The following is a 17748-nucleotide window of genomic DNA, read 5'->3' on the forward strand; positions in this document are numbered from 1 at the left end:
CGTCGGCAGCGCCTCGGCGTAACGCCGGGTGGGATTTACGGCGTCGCGGCCTCCTCCACGTAGATCTCGCTCCCGCCCTCGCGGAATTCTTCCGCCTTCTTCTCCAGCCCGGCCGCGACGGCGTCGCCGGCGCCCAACCCCTGCTCGGCCGCGAAATCACGAATGTCCTGCGTGATCTTCATGCTGCAGAACTTGGGGCCGCACATGGAGCAGAAGTGCGCCACCTTGGCGCCCGGCGCGGGCAGCGTCTGGTCGTGGTAGGCGCGCGCGGTGACGGGATCCAGCGCCAGATTGAACTGATCCTCCCAGCGGAACTCGAAGCGAGCCTTGCTGATGGCGTCGTCCCACGCTCGAGCGTGCGGGTGACCCTTGGCCAGGTCCGCCGCGTGCGCGGCGATCTTGTAGGTGATCACGCCGGCCTTCACGTCGTCGCGAGCGGGCAGGCCCAGGTGCTCCTTGGGGGTCACGTAGCACAACATGGCGGTGCCGTACCAGCCGATCTGCGCCGCGCCGATCGCGCTCGTGATGTGGTCGTAGCCGGGCGCGATGTCCGTGGTGAGCGGCCCGAGCGTGTAGAACGGCGCCTCGTCGCACCACTCGAACTGCTTGTCCATGTTTTCCTGGATGAGGTGCATAGGGACGTGACCCGGCCCCTCGTTCATGACCTGGACGTCGTGCTCCCAGGCGACGCGGGTGAGCTCGCCCTGCGTCCGCAACTCCGCGAACTGCGCCTCGTCGTTGGCGTCCGCGATGGAGCCGGGGCGTAGCCCATCGCCCAGGGAGAAGGACACGTCGTAGGCCGCCATGATCTCGCAGATCTCGCGGAAGCGCGTGTACAGGAAGCTTTCGCGGTGGTGCGCCAGGCACCACTTGGCGATGATCGAGCCGCCGCGGCTGACGATGCCGGTGACGCGCTCGGCGGTGAGGGGCACGTACCGGAGCAGCACGCCGGCGTGCACGGTGAAATAGTCGACGCCCTGCTCGGCCTGCTCGATCAGGGTGTCCCGGTAGACCTCCCAGGTCAGCTCCTCGGGCACGCCGCCGACCTTCTCCAGGGCCTGGTAGATCGGCACTGTGCCGATGGGCACCGGCGAATTGCGCAGGATCCACTGGCGCGTCTCATGGATGTGCTTCCCCGTGGACAGGTCCATGACGGTGTCCGCGCCCCACAGCGTGGCCCAGCGCAGCTTCTCCACCTCCTCCTCGATGGAGGAGCTGACCGCGGAGTTGCCGATGTTGGCGTTGATCTTCACGCGGAACCCGCGGCCGATGATCATCGGCTCGATCTCCGGATGGTTGATGTTCGCCGGGATGATCGCGCGTCCGCGGGCGACCTCGTCGCGAACGAAATCTGGAGGCATGTTCTCCCGCAGTGCCACGAACTCCATCTCGGGGGTGATTTCGCCGCGCCGCGCGTAGTGCATCTGCGTGGCCGGCGCGCCGGTAGCGCGCAGCGGGTCGCGCAGCAGCGATGTCGGCATCTCGACGCTCGCGCCTCCGGACATCGCCTGCGTCCGGCCGGTGGCCTCGATCCCACGGTGCGCGCGGATCCAGGCTTCGCGCAGCGCGGGCAGTCCCTTCCGGACGTCTACTTCTCGCGGCCCGCTCGAGTCGTAGACACGCAGCGGCGGCTCGCCGCCGGACAGCTCGATCTCGCGAAAGGGGACGCGCACGCCGCGGCTGCCTTGCGCGTAGACCTTCATGGAGTTGGGGAACGCCTCGCCGTAGTCGCCGGTCCAGGACTCGGTCGGCGGGCGCGTGGTGGCGGGGCTCTCGGTCCCCAGGGTCGGTAGCTCCAGCTTCGATTCGCTCATCGCCGCTCTCCCTACGCCGGTGTCAGCCGGATCAGGTTCCAAGGGACTGTCTCAACCCCGGTAGCTCCGCGGGTGAGGCGGGCGCTGCCGGGGTACCCCTGGCGGTTGGTTGGACTCTACCGGAAGCGCCGGCCGCCGTCAAAACGGAGGCCGGCGCCCGGGCCTCACACCACCACGGCCTTCCAGCGGCCGCGCCGGAACACCACCGCGCTCACCACCGCCAGCGTGGAGAAGGCCACCGTGATCGCCACGAACGCACCGGTCGGACCGAGGTCGGTGTGGAAGGCGAGGAACCACGCCAGCGGAATCTCCCACAGCCAGAAGCAGACCAGGTTGATCACCGTCGGCGTCCACGTATCGCCCGCGCCGTTGAACGAGTTCGTCAACACCATCCCGTAGGAGTAGAACACGAAGCCCAGGCTGATGATGCGCAGCGCCGTGACGGCGTGCGCGCTGGTGTCACCCTCGCCGCCGAACCACCCCACGATCAGCGGAGCCGCGATCACGAAGATCACGCCCACGGTGCCCAGGAACGCCAGGTTCATGCGGCCGGCGATCCACACGGACCGTTCCGCGCGGTCTGGGTCCTGGGCGCCGAGCGACTGGCCGACCATCGTGGCCGCGGCGTTGGCCAACCCCCACGCCGGCAGCAGCGCGAATAGCACGATCCGGATCGCGATCGTGTAGCCGGCGACCGCTTCGCTGCCGAACTCGGCGACTATGCGCACGAGTCCCACGTAGCTCGCCGTCCCGATGAAGGTCTGCAGCGTTCCGGTCGCGGACAGCTTGAGCACGCGGCCCATTACGTCCGGCACGACGCGCAGGTGCCGACGGTACACGTGGATCTTGCCGATCCCCTTCAGGAGCAGCCAGAGCTGCACCAGCACCGCCGTGCCACGGCCGATGTTGGTCGCCACCGCCGCGCCGGTGACGCCGAGCTCCGGGAACGGACCGATCCCGAATATCAGCAGCGGGTCCAGCACGATGTTGATGGCGTTGGCGAGCCACAGCACGCGCATCGCCACGGCCGCGTCACCCGCGCCCCGGAACGCCGCGTTCATCAGGAACAGCAGCAGGATTACCGCGTTGCCGCCGAACATGATGCCGGTGTACGTACCGCCCGTGGCCACCACGGACTCGCTGGCGCCCATCAAGCGCAGCAGCCGATGCGCGTTCGGCGCGGCGAAGACCGCGATCAGCGCGGACATCGCCACGCCCAGCAGGATGGCCTGACCCGCCGCGCGAGCGGCCCCCTCCGTGTCGCCCTCGCCCGTCCTGCGAGCTACGACCGCCGTGACGCCGATGCTCAGCCCGATCGCGACGGTGTAGATGAGGGTCATCATGGACTCGGTCAGGCCAACCGCGGTCATGGCGTCCGCCCCCCGCCGCGAAACGAAGAAGATGTCCACGACCGCGAACACGGACTCCATGACCATCTCGAGTACCATGGGCACGGCCAGCAGGACGATGGCCTCTCCCAAAGGGCCCTTGGTCGCGTCCGCCGTGCGGCCGCTGGCTGCCTCCCACACGAGCCGCGCCCAGCCACGCGCCCCTTTTACCGACCGCGAACCGCCTATATCCGACATGCCTACCTCGATGACTCCAAAAGAAAACGGCCCCCCGGCGAGGCGCCGAGGGGCCGTCGTCCCAAGAAGGAACGGCGCTCCTAGATCACCCCAAAGCCGGGCTCCACGGCACAACCACCGGCGCGGCCGACGCGTCCCCACCCGGGAACGGATCGGCGCCCATGGCCTGCGGCGTACGGAGGGTGATCTGCTTGCTCATCAAATCCTCTTGTCGGGGCGGAGGCTCGCGATTCGGCCGCCGCACGAAGCGCCCACGTTACGCAAACGATCCAACAACGTCAACGATCGCAGCAGTGGCCATTCCTGGCGCACACGCAAGGCGGCCCCGGTGGCGTGGCCACCGAGGCCGCAATCTATCGAGAACGCCCCTGACTCGCGGGCGACGACCACATCGCCCGCGCCACGTCCGGCCTTACAGCGCCCCGACGAGCGACGCGATCGACGCGCTCTCGGTGTCGGGGAGGAGCGGGGAGGTGGAAAGCCGCTGCGCCCTTTCGGCGAGCGACCTGGCCCGCGTCGCGTCGCCCTGCTCGATGGCCGCGTGCGCGGCCTCGATGTAGGCGTGCGCCGCGTCTACCAACGCGCCCCGCGCCAGGGCGAGGTCGCCGGCGTCCGTCAAGGTCTCGCGGGACTTGCCGAAGTCACCCGCCTGGGCGTACACGCGACCTGCGAAACGCATGGTCTCGAACGCCGCGGGGTCGTCCTGCGAGCGGTTCTCCGCGGAACGGCGGAGGAGGCTCGCCGCCTCTGCCCAGCGGTGCTGTGAATCGAGCAGGCTGACGGCTCGGTCGTACAACTCTTCTGCCCTGTCGTTGTCCACCCGGGGCGGCGCGGCGACGGCTGCGGCCGGCGCGGAGGCCAGCGAAATCATCGTAATGGCCAGAAGGCCGGTCTTGGCGATCATGTCTATCTCCAGGCTCTAACATTCGGATATTCGAGACCGGGTCTTCGCCCGGCTGGAAACTCTACGGGCGCGGGGACATCGGGTTTCACCTAATCCCCCGCGAACCCCGCTCGGTGGCGCCGCCGCCGCCTCGCGACAGCTTGTTCGTCCTTCAGATCCGCCCGCCCCGCCAAGGGTTGCGGTGCGCGTGTCAGGATTGTGTGGAGGGGGCTCAAGCGACGGCGATGAAGTCCCGGCCCTCGCTCAGGCCGCATGCGCGGGCGGCGAGGCGGACCCGCTCGCGCCCGCCCGGCTGCGCCACCGCTCCCAGGTGCAGCGCCCCGGCGAAACGGCCGGCCTCCGGCGGCGCCACCACGGAGGCCCCGTGGATCGTCTGGCCCACCTTCCGAGGGTCGACCTCGACGAACGCCAGCACGCGCAGCTCGGCCGCGGCTAGCGATCGAGCGAACGCCTTTCCCGTCGGGCCGGCACCCCACACGACCACGTTGGGCCGGTCTCGCAGCAGGCTCTTCCGGAGGTGGTGGATCTTGCAGCGTCGAAAGGCCTCGGGGGCATACGAGGAAGACGTGCGAGACAGCCGTTGGGGGCTGTCCCACCAACGCAGCAGCACCCGCGGCACGACATCGATGGCGCCGCCGCTGCGCCAGATGCGCAGCAACAAGTCGTAGTCTTCGGGCCAGCCGCGATCCCGGTAGCCGCCCACCTCCGCCGCGGCGTCCGCGCGCAGAAAGAAGGTCGGGTGGGCGATGGGGCATTCCACCCACAGATCGCGTTGGATGTCGGCGCCGCCGCGAAGGCCGTTCAGCCAGCGCTGATAGCGGCGCGCGCCGTCGGTGACGCGCCCGTGCGAGGCGTACACGACGTGGCACCCGATCAGCGCCAGTTCGGGCCGCCTCCTGGATAGTTCCTGCTGCGCGGCCAGTCGGTCCGGATGCGCCTCGTCGTCTGCGTCCATACGCGCCAGCCAGCTCCCGCGAGCGAGCGCTCGTCCCCGTTCGAGCGCGGCGACGAGGCCGTCATGCGGTTGCGACTGGATTCGCACCCGCGGGTCCCCGCGGGCCCAGGTGCGCAGGATGTCGGCGGTGGAGTCCGTGGAGCCGTCGTCGACCGCTACGACCTCGAAGTCGGTGCAGCTCTGGCGCTGGAGTGAGGCGATGGCGCGCGGCAACGTGCGCTCGCCGTCATGGACGGGGAGCAGGACCGATACGCGCGGTGCTTTCAGGGAATCCGCGGGCCGCGGGTCGCCGGCCTAGAGTGTGCCGGCGCGGAACGTGTGCACCGAGGCGCGGGATGCAGCGCGCGCCGAATGCCTACCGGACTTCGGCAACGGTACACTAGAGACCGAAGATCGGGCCGCGGCCGGGTGGCGTCGGGCAGTGGCCATCGCCCGGCCCGGCACCCAGGACGGCGCTGATGTAGCCGGATCGGCTGGCTTTCTCCGCGTCCTGGCCGGACCAGCCCAGCTTGGCCTGCCGCACGCCGCCCGGCGTGTAGGACGCGGCGCGCGCGGACGCGGCCCGGCGGCTTGCGGGCGTCTCGACGACCGCGCTGGCGAGCAGAAGCGGCGAAGAAGTGGGCTGCGTGAAGCTGACCAGCACCGGCGGCGCGGCGGACTCGGAGCCGCCGAGTGCGGGCGCCGCGGCCGGCGCACCGGCACCCGCGTCCGTGGCCTCGCCAGCCGACGCGTTCGCGGGGGATGCGGACGCGGATTGGCTGGGCGCCGGAGCCTCCTGCGCTATCTCGACGATCTGGAGCGCGGCCCAGTCCTCGGCCACCGATACTCTGTCGCGTTCGTCATCGTCGGAGGAGCCCGGAATTCCGAATCCGACGAAAGCGAACAGCGCGAGGTGGGCCAGGATGGAGGCCGAAACCCCCGCTACGATGGCCTTGAGATCGTGGCGCCCGTTGCGCCGAGAACGAGACTGAGACACGGAACCACCTTCCAAGTGTGCCGCCGGGTTCATTCTCCCGGGGCGGGGCCTCCGGTTTTTGCAACACCGCCCGCGCCGCGTGGGTTCCAGCCTACCGGCACCCATTCGCGCGCGCTGTTGACGAACCAGATCGCCGACGCCGCCGCTACATCCTCCACGCGAACCGGGCGTTCCTCCACCCGACCGGAGCGCACCAGTTCGTCTCGATAGACCCCCGGGAGAAGTCCAGCGTTAATCGGCGGCGTGAACAGCGTCCCTCCGAGCTCTACGACCACGTTGCCACGGGTGAACTCCGTGATCTCTCCACGCTCGTTCCAGAGCAGCACTTCACCGCGGTCTGGGAGGCGCTCGCGCGCCCTCTCATACAGCGTCCGGTCCGAGGTCTTGTGAAACAGGCGTGGGTCCGTCGAGCAGATGGGATCCGCCGCGAGCCCCGCGGTCAGGGGGACCTTGGGATCGAAGGCCCTGACGGCCGCGCTCGCCCGCCCATCGTGCGCCATCCGTACGCGGATCAGCGCGCTGCCCGCACCGGTAGCCTGGCAAGCCTCCCGCACGGCCGCGTCCAGAGCCTCCGGGTTGGCGGCGTGCCCCAGGACGCCGGCGGAGCGAATCATCCGCGCTTTGTGTCGAGCCCACCTGAGCGGCCGGCCGTCCTCCAACCTCAGCGTTTCGATGAGGTCATCCGCGGCGGCCAGCTCGCCGAGTATCGCCGCCTTGCCCAGCGCCTCTTGCCACTCTCCGCGAGCGGTCGAAGCCCAGGTAACCCCGCCGCCTACACCGTAGCTGATTTCGCCCCGGCGCTGGTCCACGAGCGCGGTGCGTATAGCCACGCTGAACGCACAGTCACCGCCCGGGCGAAGCAGGCCGATCGCTCCGCAGTACGCCTGCCTGGGTGAGTCTTCCAGCCGGGCGATCACCTCCGTGGCGGCGATCTTGGGAGCGCCGGTCACGGACCCGCACGGGAACAGCGCGGCGAAGACGTCCGCCAGCGACGTGCGCGGGCGGCACCGGGCGCTCACGGTGGAGGTCATCTGGTGCACCGTGGGGAACGCCTCCACGCGAAACAGGTCGCTCACCTCGACGCTGCCGAATTCCGCGACACGCCCCAGATCGTTGCGCAGCAAGTCGACGATCATGAGGTTCTCGGCGCGGTCCTTCTCCGAGGCGCCGAGCGCCGCCCCGAGCGCGTCGTCTTCGTCCGTCCACCGACCCCGCGGAGCCGTGCCCTTCATGGGCCTGGTCGTGATGCGATCCCCGGTCCGCCGAAAGAAGAGCTCGGGCGAGACCGACAGCACGTGGTGGGCGGGAAGACGTACGTAGGCGGAGCAGGGCGCCGCGGCGACCGAGGCCAGGGTCTCGTAGAAGGCGAGCGGATCCTCCGCGAACGCCCGCCGCAGCCGGAGCGTGTGGTTGACCTGGTACACATCTCCGGCCGCGATCAATTCGCGGATCGTCTCCACCGCCACTCGGTGCGTCGCGCGGTCCTCGCTCGTGACCCAGCCTGCGGGGATCTCGGCCGGACCGCTCGGCGGGAATGCGGGCGTGCGCCCGAGGGGCGCCGCGCGCTCCGGTTGGTCGTACGCCGCGAACCAGGCGAGCGGAACCTCACAACCCGTTCGGACCCTGAACCGCGCGTCGAACGCGGGCGCCGCTTCGTATGCCACGAACCCCACGACCCAGCGCCCCCGCAGGGCCGCGTTCTCCGCCGCCGACAGCGCGCTCGTGACGTCCTCCGGGGTCTCCGCGACGAACAGCTCACGCGGCTCACCGAAAATCAGCCGACCGGGCTCGTCGGCGGATCGGAAGTCGATGATGGCGCTGGGGTCGCTCAAGCCACACGGGGTTCGGGGTCACTCGTAACGGTCCGCCGGCGCCGGACAAACTCGCGCTCGACGCCACCGGCGTCACCTACCCCGTCACGGCTGGCTAGGCAAGACCGTTCCGGGGACGGAGGCCGCTTGCCGGCGCGTGTGCTCCGCGGCGCGTGCGCGGGAAGGCGGAACCACAGCGCACGGCGGCGGGTGTATTGTATGGCAACGGTATCGAACCATTCGACCCGACCGAGGATGTTCATGAGGGCTTATTGGAGCGGGCTGCGCGCCCAGATGGCACGCGCCACTTTACTCTCCTTTGCGATCATCGCGACCGCGGTGGGTGGCGCCGCCGCCCAGGCTAGAGATGGCGGCATACCACTCACGCCGCCGGAGCCGCCGCGCGAGCCGATCGGCACCGAGCTGCCGCCTGCGGTGGTGGACACGGTTACGCCCGCTCGGTTGTCCGCGGCGTTCCGCGCGGCGGCGGGTCACGCGCTGCCGGCGGTCGTCTACATCGAGACGGAACGGCGCCCCACCTCCAGAGACATCGCGCGGGAGCAATTCGGGGATCGGCAGCTGCCATCCAACCCGTTCTTCGACAGCCCGGAATTCCGGCGCTTCTTCGGCATTCCGGAGGAGGAGTCCGAGGACGGTTCCGAAGAAGAGCAGGCGCCGGAGGAGAAGGGGGCTCCGGAGGGCTCGGGCCCCGAATCCTGGAAGCGGCCCGAGCGGCCTTCCGTGTCGACGGGGACGGGCTTCGTGATCGAGGAGAGCGGCCTGATCCTCACCAACAACCACGTCGTCCGGGGCGCCCATTCGGTGGAGGTGCGGCTCCAGGACGGGCGCCGTTTCGGCGCGGAGGTCGTGGGGGTGGATGCGTCCACGGACGTCGCCCTCTTGCGACTAATTGAAACCGCCGGGGCGACCTTCTCCGTGGCGGATCTGGGTGAGTCGGAGGATCTGCAGGTCGGCGAGTGGGTGATCGCTCTGGGCAACCCTCTGGGGCTGGACTTCACGGTGACCGCGGGGATCGTCAGCGCCCTGGGCCGAAGCCTCGGCGGGGGGCAGTCCGCCGTACAGTCGTTCATCCAGACCGACGCGGCCATCAACCCGGGCAACTCGGGCGGGCCGCTGGTGGACCTGCGGGGCCGGGTGATCGGCATCAACACCGCCATCCAGACGGACGGCAGCGCGCCCCGCTGGCTGGGCTACGGCATGGCCATCCCCATCGACCTGGCGTTGCGCGTCACGGACGACCTGCTTGAGTACGGCCACGTCCGCCGGCCGCAACTGGGCGTCACGATTACCGCGGTCACGGCGATCGACGCGGAGGCGTACGGGCTCGGCTCGGTGGCCGGCGCGGCGGTGACCATGGTCCTGGATGGGTCGCCCGCGTCGCGCGCCGGCCTGGCCGCGCGGGACGTGATCCTGGAGGTGGACGGCCAGCCCGTGGGCAACAACACGGAGCTGATCATCGCGCTTCTGGAGCGTCACCCTGGCGAGGCCGTTTCGCTGGGAATCTGGCGAGACCAAGAGCGCCACCAGGTGGAGCTCGTGCTGGGCGAGTTCGCCCGCGTCCCCGAGACGGCGGCCCAGGATGTGGGGCAGGCCGCCGACGAGTCGAGCGACATGATTCCCCGCTTGAGCCTCACCGCCATCGAGCTCGACCCGGACATCCTCGCGCGCTTCGAATACGAGGACGCCGAGGCGATCCGCGGGGTGATGGTGAGCCGGGTCGAGGACTTCAGCGGGGCGGCCAGGGCGGGACTGATGCCGGGACATGTCATCGTGGACGTGAACGGACGCGCCGTCGCGACGGTCGCCGAGCTGCGCGCGGCCGCTTCCGCGCTCGGACCCGGGGACGTGGCATCGCTGCTGGTGCGGTTCCCCGCCGGCACGCAGGGAATCTACAACTTCGCGGTGGACCGCTGACGTGAGGCTCTTTCTACCGGCCGCGGCGTTCGCGGCGGTCGCGCTGTGGGCCTGCGGCGGCTCCGAGCAGAGCGAGAGCGACGCCGCGTCGAGCGCGGTGCCCGACGCCGCTGCCGAAGTTTCGGGGCTTGCGCCCGCTCTGGACGCCCGGGTGGCCTTCCTGGCCGCTGACCGCGGCGCCGGGTACGAGGCGGTCTCGGCCCTCGGGCCGGAGGGCGCGGCGCTCCGCGGCGACCGCGAGATCTTCGAAGAAACGCTGCGCTGGGTCCTGGCCGAGGGCATCGACACGCTGCCCATCGGCGGCGCGGTAGCGCGCATCGGCAGGCGCTTCGTGGGGGCGCCCTATCGTCCGGGCACCCTGGACCCACCGGGCCCGGAGAACCTGGTCGTCAACCTGCGCGAATTCGACTGCGTAACGTTCGTTGAAAGCGTGCTCGCCCTTGCGCACGCCACGCGCGCCGATGAGCCGTCGTTCGAGGAGTTCGCGCGCGTCCTGGAGCGCCTGCGCTATCGGGGTGGGGTGCGGGGCGATTATCCGAGCCGGCTGCACTACTTCAGCGAGTGGCTGGCCGACAACGCGCGCCGGGGCATCCTCGAGCTCCGGACCCGGACGTTGGGCGGGGATCGCGACCCGGAGCCGATCCACTTCATGACGCGGCACACAAAGGCATACTGGCAACTGGAAGACCCGGGCACGCTCGACGCCATAGGGCGGATCGAGCGGCGCCTGAGCGACACGCCCCGGCACGAGCTGCCGGAGACGGCTATCGAGGACGCGGAGGGCGGGATCGAGGAGGGAGACGTGATCGCCGCGACGAGCACGCTGGCCGGCCTCGACGTGGCGCACACCGGGATCGCCGTGGAGGTCGACGGCCGCATCCACCTGATGCACGCTCCTCTGGTCGGCGACAGCGTTCAGATCAGCCAGGTACCTCTGGCCGTCAGGGTCGGTCGCATTCGCACGCAGGACGGCATCATGGTGGCCCGCCCGCTGTAGGCGGATCGCGGACGTCGACGGCCGCGGACAGCTTGCACGAAGGGCACACCGCCAGAACCCTGCTGCGCACGTAGGCGACTTCGGGCGGCCGCTGCACCCGCGACAGCGCGACCTTGTCGCCGCACCGCGGGCAGGCCGGGACGTCTCCGGCGTGCAACGTCTTCGCCAGGGCCGCGCGCTCTGCGGCCGTGAATCCGACGGCGTCTACGCGTCTGCCCACCGCTCCCACCGTTGCTCCGCTACGTGATCGCCCGCCGCCGCCGCGAGCTTCCCGAGGGCTCGTGCCGCCGCCGCCGCGTGGCCCGGACAGCGGTGACGCCGTGCGACGGCGAACCCGAGCCGGTGGCACGCCCCGGTCCCGCCGGGGCCGGGCGCCAGCCGCGCCAGGTCCCGCAGGCACGTGCACAGGGTTGCGGCCGAGGCCGGGTCGGGGCCCAGCCGTCCGAGGCCCCTCGCCGCCCGGAGCGTCCGTATCGCAATCCCACGCAGCTCTCCGGCCGCCGAAGCCGCCAGTCGCCGTGCAGCCCGTTCGTGCGGGCGGTCGACCGCCGCGCCCTCGAGCCAGCGTGGCGCGACGCACGCCAGGGTCGACTGGATCGCCAGGGCGCTACGCACCGCGGTCGCCGCGCCGTCGCCAAGATCGCGCAGAGGGCCGAGGCTGGCGAGGAGGTCGTAGTCGGTCCCCCAGGGCGCCGACTCGGGCCAGGCGTCTGTTTGGGAAGGTCGGCGCTCGCGGACGAAGAGCGTGGTGGGCGGGTGATCGATGCGGGCGAGTCGGGTCATGACACACGGTAGGCGAGGGAAACGTGCCGAACGATGCACGTTCGGCTATCCCGGGGCCATGGCTGGATGGGACATCGTGGCGATGTCGTGAACCGCGTCCTAACTTTGCGCGCCCTCGAACGCGCAGTCCTCACTAGCAGCGTCGCGAGGCCCCGCGAACCCCAGGTGAATGCCAGCCGTCAGGGTGCCGCCGCTCCTAATACTCGTGTCCGCCGTGCTGGTGGACATGATCGGCTTCGGGATCGTCATTCCTCTGCTGCCGTTCTACGCGGAGGAATTCGGGGCGAGCCCCTTCGTCGTCACCCTCCTCATAGCATCCTATGCGGCCACGCAGCTGCTGGCTACGCCCATCTGGGGCCGCATGAGCGATCGGCGCGGGCGGCGCACGCTGTTCATATTCGGGCTGGCGGCGTCTTCCGTGTCGCACCTTCTCTACGGGTTCAGCAACACCCTGCTGCTGCTGTTCGCGTCGCGCATGACGGCGGGAGCCGCCGGCGGGACCATTTCCATCGCGCACGCCATCACGGCCGACAACACGTCCGAGGAGGATCGCGCGCAGGGTCTCGGCTGGATCGGGGCGGCGGCGGGACTCGGGGTGATGCTGGGGCCCTTCATCGGCGGATACTTCAGCAGCATATGGGGACTGGGGGCGCCGGGATTCATAGCCGCCGGCCTCACCGCGGTGAACGCGCTCGCCGCGTATTTCTTCCTGCCCGAATCCCGCCCGCGTTCTGTGGCGGCGGGTTTCGCGCAGGGGGAGGCCGCGACGTGGCGCGGCTGGCTCGGGATCCTCACGCGCTACCCTCTCGCGCTAATGATGGGCGTGTACTTCCTGACTATCTCCTCGCTCAGCGCGCATTTTAGCGTTCTGGCGCTCTACCTCGAGAGGGTGTTCGCGTTCGACGGTGAGGCGGTCGGCTACGTGATGGCGTTGAGCGGAGCGTGTACCGTGGTAGTGCGCGGGGGCATCCTGGGGTGGATGGTGGGCAGGATAGGTGAGCCCAACACGGCGCGGTTCGGCGTCGTATTCCTCGGCCTGGGAGTGATGACGGTACCTCTCATGAGCGGGCCGGGCTGGCTTCTTCTGGCCGTGCCCCTGTGGGCTCTGGGGGCCGGCACGCTGTTTCCGGCGCTCGCGACCATGGTGTCGCGCGCCACGGACGAGCACTCGCAGGGCAGCGTGCTTGGCGGTAGCCAGGTCGTCGGAGGTCTCGGGCGGGTCATCGGCCCCGTCTGGGCGGGGCTGCTGTTCCAGTCCGCGGGCATAGCGACGCCGTACTGGGTGGGGGTGGTCGCGATCGGCGCGGCCGGCGTACTCGCGCTCGGCCTGCCGCCGGTGTCGCAGCTGCGTCGCCGCGTAGACCCGGCTACGCTCGCCCGCGCCGAGGCGGAGGAGGCCACCGCCGACGCGCCGGTGTGAGGGAGCGAAGGAGCGCGAGGCGCCCGCCCACGTAGAGACGGCTCGTAGACGGTCGGGTTGCGGGTCCGTCGCCGATCCGCCTATATGGCTGGCGGATCCAAACGGCTTTTTTCGCAGAGGATGGCGATGTTCTTCGTCGGCCTGATCGTCTGGTTGGCCATCGGCCTGGTCGGTGGCATCCTGGCCCGCGTCCTGTACTCGACCCGAGACACCGCGGCGGCCCTGACGCTCGTATTTGGCGTATTCGGCGCCTTCATCGGTGGCATGCTCGGCTTGTCCGGATACATCCACCACGACGCGACGCCCATGCGCTTCGGGGGGTTGCTGGGAGCGGCCCTGGGCGCGCTTCTCTTCGCCTTCATGTACCACTTCGTGCAGCGTAAGGCGGCTTAGACCGATGGGGTCTCACGGCTACCGGACGGCCGGGATCCTGACGGCGCTGCTCGTGGTGGCGCCGGGGTTGCAGGCGCAGGAGGCCGGCCGGGAGGACGCGCAGCTCTACCGCGTGACGCTTCTGCAGGCGGCTCCGGGGCGGCTGCTGGACCTGATCGGCGTACTGCGCGAACGGTTCCCGGAAGACGACCCGGCCTCGCCGCTGATCATGCGACACTCCCAGGGCGACCGCTGGGACCTCATGGTGCTCGGGCCGAGCGACGCGCTCGAGGCCGGCCTGGAGGGCGCGGCTCCCGTCGACTTCCTGCGGCTGGTGCGCGGCTCGTCTCCGGTCCCGGGCACGGCCGGCCCGGAGGCCGCGCCGCAGCCGCTCTCGACCGACCCGCTCGACGAACTGATCGGCTGGACCGAGGACCATTGGGCCTGGGGCCCCCACGCCGACACCGTGCGCGCGCGCGCCGAGGGCGCCGGCCTGTTCCACATCGAGATGTTCGTGGCGCTCCCGGGCGAGCGCGGCGCGCTCATCGAGCAGCGCGGCATGGAGAACGAGTATCTGCGCAGGATCCAACGGCCCGACAACCTGCTCTGGGTGCGGCACGCGGGCGCGGACTGGGATGCGTTCACCATCGGCTTCCACGCCAATCTCCAGGCCTACGCCGAGCCGTCTCCGCTGAGCCAGGAGGAGCGGGACCGGGAAACCGTCGCGGTGGGGTTTCCCGGCCCCGGCCAGATCGGCGCGTACCTCAGGCGCTTCCTCGCCTGGCACAACGACACGCTGGCGGTGGTCGCCCGCTGAGACCGGGCCGATTCAGCGCCGGCGTCACTCCCCGACCAGCGTGGATACCGTGATGGTGCCGTCGGGATTGGGCTGCTCGAAGCGGGCGATGTAGGGGGCGTCATCCCACAGCCAGACCTTCCACGGGATCAGGCTCGTCTCCACGACCCAGGCGTCCGCCGTGATGCCGCCGGCCGACACCTGCTCGCGTCCCGTCACGCGCACGGTCTCCTGCACGAGCTGGACCGCTCCGCCGGGCGCCATCGCCGCGATGGCCACGCTCGCGGTGTAGCCGTCCTCCAGCGGAAGCGAGCGCAGGAGCACCGCGTACAGAGACAGGTCGAAGGCGGCCATGGCCTCGGTCCGCGCGGTCAGGGCCGCGCCGTCCGGCGAAGGGATCAGGACCGAGCGCAGCGAGTCGGCTTCGTAGTCCACATGGATGACGGTGCCGTTCGGCCCGACCTGGTGGGTCCGCAGCGGCGCCATCGTAGCCAGATCGGCGCTCTGAACGCGCACGAGCTCGGAGACGCCCTGCGCGTCGAAGCGCTCGACCCGTCGCCAGAGGACGGCCCGTTCCCCGCTTCCCATGAGCTTCACCTCGTCGGTCCACGCGCCCGCCGGCGTCTCCGTGCCGCCGGGGCCCACGCGAGTCAAGGAGAATCGGGCCGCGTACGGCGCCAGCTTCGCGCCGGTGGCGACGCCGCTGCCCGGCTCCACGACGGGGGCGCTGCTCTGGGAAAGGGCGGGGACGTGGGACGCAGCCGCCGCCAGCCCCGCGAGGATGAGGGACTTGAGCGACGACAGCGCGACGGTCCGTACAAGGGAGTACATATGAGAATCCTTTCTCGATATAGTAGACTCCAGTCTAAGTTTAGACTATAGTATAAAAAAAGGGTGTTGTCGAGGGGGTGCAGTGGAGTCAGGCGGACGAAGGGCGGAAAAGAAGGCCGAGACCCGGGCGGCGTTGCTGGAGGCGGCGCTGGAGCTGTTCGAGCGGGACGGCTTCGCCGGCACGACCGTGGACGCGATCGCCGAGCGCGCCGGTGTCTCTCGCGCGACCTACTTCAACTACTACGAGACCAAGGAAGGAGTGCTGATTGCGTACTACCGGGGCGTCCTCGAAGGGGAGTTGAACCGGCTCGAGGAGGCGGTAGCGCGGGACACCCCGGCCAGGCGGTTCTTCGAGGAGCAGTTCGAGATGGGGCTTCGCACCGCCCACCGCGAAGGCGAACGCTTCCGCGTGCTGTTCAGGGAGGTGTTCTCCAACCGCCGCGTCCTGGAGGCGAATCAGGAGCTCGCCGCCCGCGTCACCACCATCTACTTCGCGGCCATCCAGGGCGCGGTGACCCGCGGCGAGCTCAGGTCGGATCTGGACGTCGCGGGCGCGGTCGGCGTGTTGGGCGCCGTATGGAGCTCCACGCTGGTCGAGCGGCTGTACACGCCGCTGGACCTGGACACGCTCATCCAGCGCATGCGGGCAAAGGTGGACATCGTTTTTCGCGGCATCGTGGGTTCAGGCTAGCCAGCCGCCTCGCTGACCGCCGGCACCGGGCTCAATCCGAGCCGTGCCGTTGCGCCCACTGGCGCAGGGCGCTCGCGCCGCCGCGAAAGGAGTAGGCCTCGTAGCCGGCGCGCTGCATGCGCTCGGCGATCTGCGCGGTCTGCACTCCCTGCGCGCAGTACAGCACGTAGGTGCCGTCGCGGTCCAGGTCGCCGAAGGTTCGGCCCAGCTCCCAGTCATCGACCAGGCGCGCGCCCGGCAAGTGCCAGGCCTCGTACTCCCCCTCGCTGCGGCAGTCCAGGATGCTGGCGCCCTCCGGCACCTCGCTCGTGAAGAGGTAGGGCGCGACCAGATCGGTGGGGGTCAGCCGACGCAGGTCCAGGACGCGTCGCTCGGCCACGGCCCGCTCGACCGTGCCCGGGTCGAGCAGCGCGTCCTGCGCGTCGACCACGTCCACCGAAGCCGCCGTGACCGGTTTGCCGGGCGCGATGGCGCAGTACTCCTTGACGCGCGCCGACAGCTCATCGGTGCCGATGACGCGCGCGCGGGCGATGATCTCCTCCTTGTCGAATCCGATCAAGGGGCGGAATACGGGCAGCGACGCGGCGGGTTCGATGGCCCGCAGGTTGGTCAGCGTCTGCGATGATACCTGGCCCACAGCCTCCCCGGTCACCAGCACCTCGGCGCCGATCCGGTCGGCGACGATCGACCCCGCGCGGTACATGAGTCGCTTCAGCAGCACCTGCCAGTACCGCTCCGCGGCGTGCGCACGCAGGTCGTCCAGCGCGGGCCCGAAATCGATCAGATGAATGCGAGGGCGGGACCCATAACTCCACCGGTCCGCGAGCACCTTCATCACCGCCAGCACGGACCGCTCGTAGGCGTCGCCGCCCAGGTTGCAGAAGGCGTAGTCGAGCTCGACCCCGCGCTTGAGCATCATCCAGGCGGCCACCGCCGAGTCGTAGCCGCCGGACACGAGCGCCAGCGCCCGACCCTCCACGCCCAGCGGCAGACCGCCCGCTCCGGGCGTGCGTCGCGAGAAGAGGTGCGCCACGTCGTCGCGGACCTCGACCCCGACCGTAACGTCGGGGTTCGACAGGTCCACCCGTCCCGGCCCGTCCAGCGCGGCGCCCAGCTCGATCTCGATGTCTTTCGAGCGGAAGGGGTGCGTGCCGGACCTGCGCGATCGCACCGCGAACGAACGGCCGAGCACCTCATCGCGGAATCGCTCCCCCCCGGCCTCTACGATGCGGTCCAATTCGGCGGGCACGGTGAGCGCGATGGGAGACAGAGACCCCAGTCCGAAGACCCGCCCCAGGTGCGCCTCCGCGTCCGGTGAAGTGGATCGCACGAAGATCCGGCTCCAGCGATCCTCTACTTCGTACGTTCCGCCGGCCTCTTCCATGGCGTCGCGCAGGTTGCGCAGCAAGCGCCTGCGGAAGCGCTGCTGGGTTCTACGCGACTTGACGGAGAACTCGCCGGCGAGTCTGAGAAGAAAGCGCTGCTCTGCGTCCATCGCCCTAACAGGTCGCTGAAAAAGGGTAGCGAGCCGCGTTGGGAGCGCCACGGGGTCGGCTGCAAGGCAGCGCGACGAGGCGATACCGCTGCGTATCGGGGAGGAGCGCTAACGACATCAGACGGCCCCGTGCCGCCCCAACCCGAAGGGAGCAGGGGGGTTGCGGGATCCAGCGTTCGTCTCTCCTCGTCGCCATAGCTTAGGCTATGCCTCCTCGTCGTTCCTGCCCTGGACGCCCGCAAGCCCCCTGCTCGCGGCCGCACTCCCCTTGTTCAGCGACCTGCTAGTGTACCGTTGCAGAAGTCCCGTAGGCATTCGGCCCGCGCTGCATCCCGCGGATGCGGCGTTGGAACTCCTTGCCGTAGCGACGGCTACGGCGCGT

The 17748-nt window shown here is 70.0% G+C and carries 16 protein-coding genes and 1 riboswitch; of the genes, 6 read left to right on the forward strand and 10 right to left on the reverse strand.

The annotated features are described in order from the left end of the window. Positions 1-35 precede the first annotated feature (35 nt). From thiC to pabB, 6 genes are all read right to left on the reverse strand, one after another. Positions 36-1814, reverse strand: a complete 1779-nt coding sequence (gene thiC / locus ABFS34_05555; protein ID MEN8374897.1) for a phosphomethylpyrimidine synthase ThiC — start codon at positions 1812-1814, stop codon at positions 36-38. Then, positions 1805-1924: riboswitch (TPP riboswitch) on the reverse strand. It overlaps the preceding gene by 10 nt. Before the next feature lie 54 nt (positions 1925-1978). Next, a complete protein-coding gene (locus tag ABFS34_05560) occupies positions 1979-3400 on the reverse strand; it encodes an MATE family efflux transporter (protein ID MEN8374898.1) in 1422 nt (473 codons plus the stop codon). A gap of 412 nt (positions 3401-3812) precedes the next feature. Beyond that, positions 3813-4304 (reverse strand): hypothetical protein, encoded by a 492-nt coding sequence (locus ABFS34_05565; protein MEN8374899.1) that lies wholly within the window; start codon positions 4302-4304, stop codon positions 3813-3815. 211 nt (positions 4305-4515) lie between these two features. Next, a complete protein-coding gene (locus ABFS34_05570; GenBank protein MEN8374900.1) occupies positions 4516-5526 on the reverse strand; it encodes a glycosyltransferase in 1011 nt (336 codons plus the stop codon). A 112-nt stretch (positions 5527-5638) separates the two neighbouring features. Next, positions 5639-6235, reverse strand: a complete 597-nt coding sequence (locus tag ABFS34_05575) for a hypothetical protein (protein ID MEN8374901.1) — start codon at positions 6233-6235, stop codon at positions 5639-5641. Positions 6236-6264: 29 nt separating this feature from the next. Continuing rightward, complete coding sequence (gene pabB / locus ABFS34_05580) at positions 6265-8067, reverse strand: aminodeoxychorismate synthase component I (protein ID MEN8374902.1); 1803 nt, start codon at positions 8065-8067, stop codon at positions 6265-6267. Positions 8068-8307: 240 nt separating this feature from the next. Here pabB and ABFS34_05585 point away from each other — a divergent pair, with 240 nt between their 5' ends. Beyond that, positions 8308-9981 carry a trypsin-like peptidase domain-containing protein gene (locus tag ABFS34_05585; protein MEN8374903.1) on the forward strand — a complete coding sequence of 558 codons (1674 nt, stop codon included), beginning with the start codon at positions 8308-8310 and terminating at the stop codon, positions 9979-9981. 1 nt (position 9982) lies between these two features. Next, positions 9983-10978 (forward strand): N-acetylmuramoyl-L-alanine amidase-like domain-containing protein, encoded by a 996-nt coding sequence (locus ABFS34_05590; protein MEN8374904.1) that lies wholly within the window; start codon positions 9983-9985, stop codon positions 10976-10978. Here the strand turns inward: ABFS34_05590 and ABFS34_05595 are convergent. After that, positions 10956-11198 (reverse strand): hypothetical protein, encoded by a 243-nt coding sequence (locus tag ABFS34_05595; protein ID MEN8374905.1) that lies wholly within the window; start codon positions 11196-11198, stop codon positions 10956-10958. The genes ABFS34_05590 and ABFS34_05595 overlap by 23 nt on opposite strands. Continuing rightward, complete coding sequence (locus tag ABFS34_05600; protein ID MEN8374906.1) at positions 11183-11761, reverse strand: hypothetical protein; 579 nt, start codon at positions 11759-11761, stop codon at positions 11183-11185. The genes ABFS34_05595 and ABFS34_05600 overlap by 16 nt, the downstream gene beginning before the upstream one ends. A 169-nt stretch (positions 11762-11930) precedes the next feature. On the opposite strand from ABFS34_05600, the gene ABFS34_05605 reads away from it, so the two are divergent. The 3 genes from ABFS34_05605 (at position 11931) to ABFS34_05615 (ending at position 14370) form a co-directional block, all read left to right on the forward strand. Further along, entirely contained in the window at positions 11931-13181 is a 1251-nt protein-coding gene (locus ABFS34_05605; GenBank protein ID MEN8374907.1) for an MFS transporter, read from the forward strand. 126 nt (positions 13182-13307) lie between these two features. Next, complete coding sequence (locus tag ABFS34_05610; protein MEN8374908.1) at positions 13308-13574, forward strand: hypothetical protein; 267 nt, start codon at positions 13308-13310, stop codon at positions 13572-13574. 4 nt (positions 13575-13578) lie between these two features. Beyond that, positions 13579-14370, forward strand: coding sequence for a hypothetical protein (locus ABFS34_05615; protein MEN8374909.1), 792 nt, complete (start codon positions 13579-13581; stop codon positions 14368-14370). Positions 14371-14394: 24 nt separating this feature from the next. On the opposite strand, the gene ABFS34_05620 is transcribed toward ABFS34_05615, so the two are convergent. Continuing rightward, on the reverse strand, positions 14395-15180 hold the full coding sequence (locus ABFS34_05620) for a hypothetical protein (GenBank protein MEN8374910.1): 786 nt from the start codon (positions 15178-15180) through the stop codon (positions 14395-14397). 82 nt (positions 15181-15262) lie between these two features. Here ABFS34_05620 and ABFS34_05625 point away from each other — a divergent pair, with 82 nt between their 5' ends. After that, positions 15263-15871 carry a TetR/AcrR family transcriptional regulator gene (locus tag ABFS34_05625; GenBank protein MEN8374911.1) on the forward strand — a complete coding sequence of 203 codons (609 nt, stop codon included), beginning with the start codon at positions 15263-15265 and terminating at the stop codon, positions 15869-15871. A gap of 31 nt (positions 15872-15902) precedes the next feature. Here the strand turns inward: ABFS34_05625 and thiI are convergent, their stop codons facing one another. Beyond that, complete coding sequence (gene thiI / locus ABFS34_05630) at positions 15903-17366, reverse strand: tRNA uracil 4-sulfurtransferase ThiI (GenBank protein ID MEN8374912.1); 1464 nt, start codon at positions 17364-17366, stop codon at positions 15903-15905. Between the last annotated feature and the right edge of the window lie 382 nt (positions 17367-17748).

Source organism: Gemmatimonadota bacterium, assembly GCA_039715185.1.
In the GTDB taxonomy this organism is placed as follows: Bacteria; Gemmatimonadota; Gemmatimonadetes; order Longimicrobiales; family RSA9; genus DATHRK01.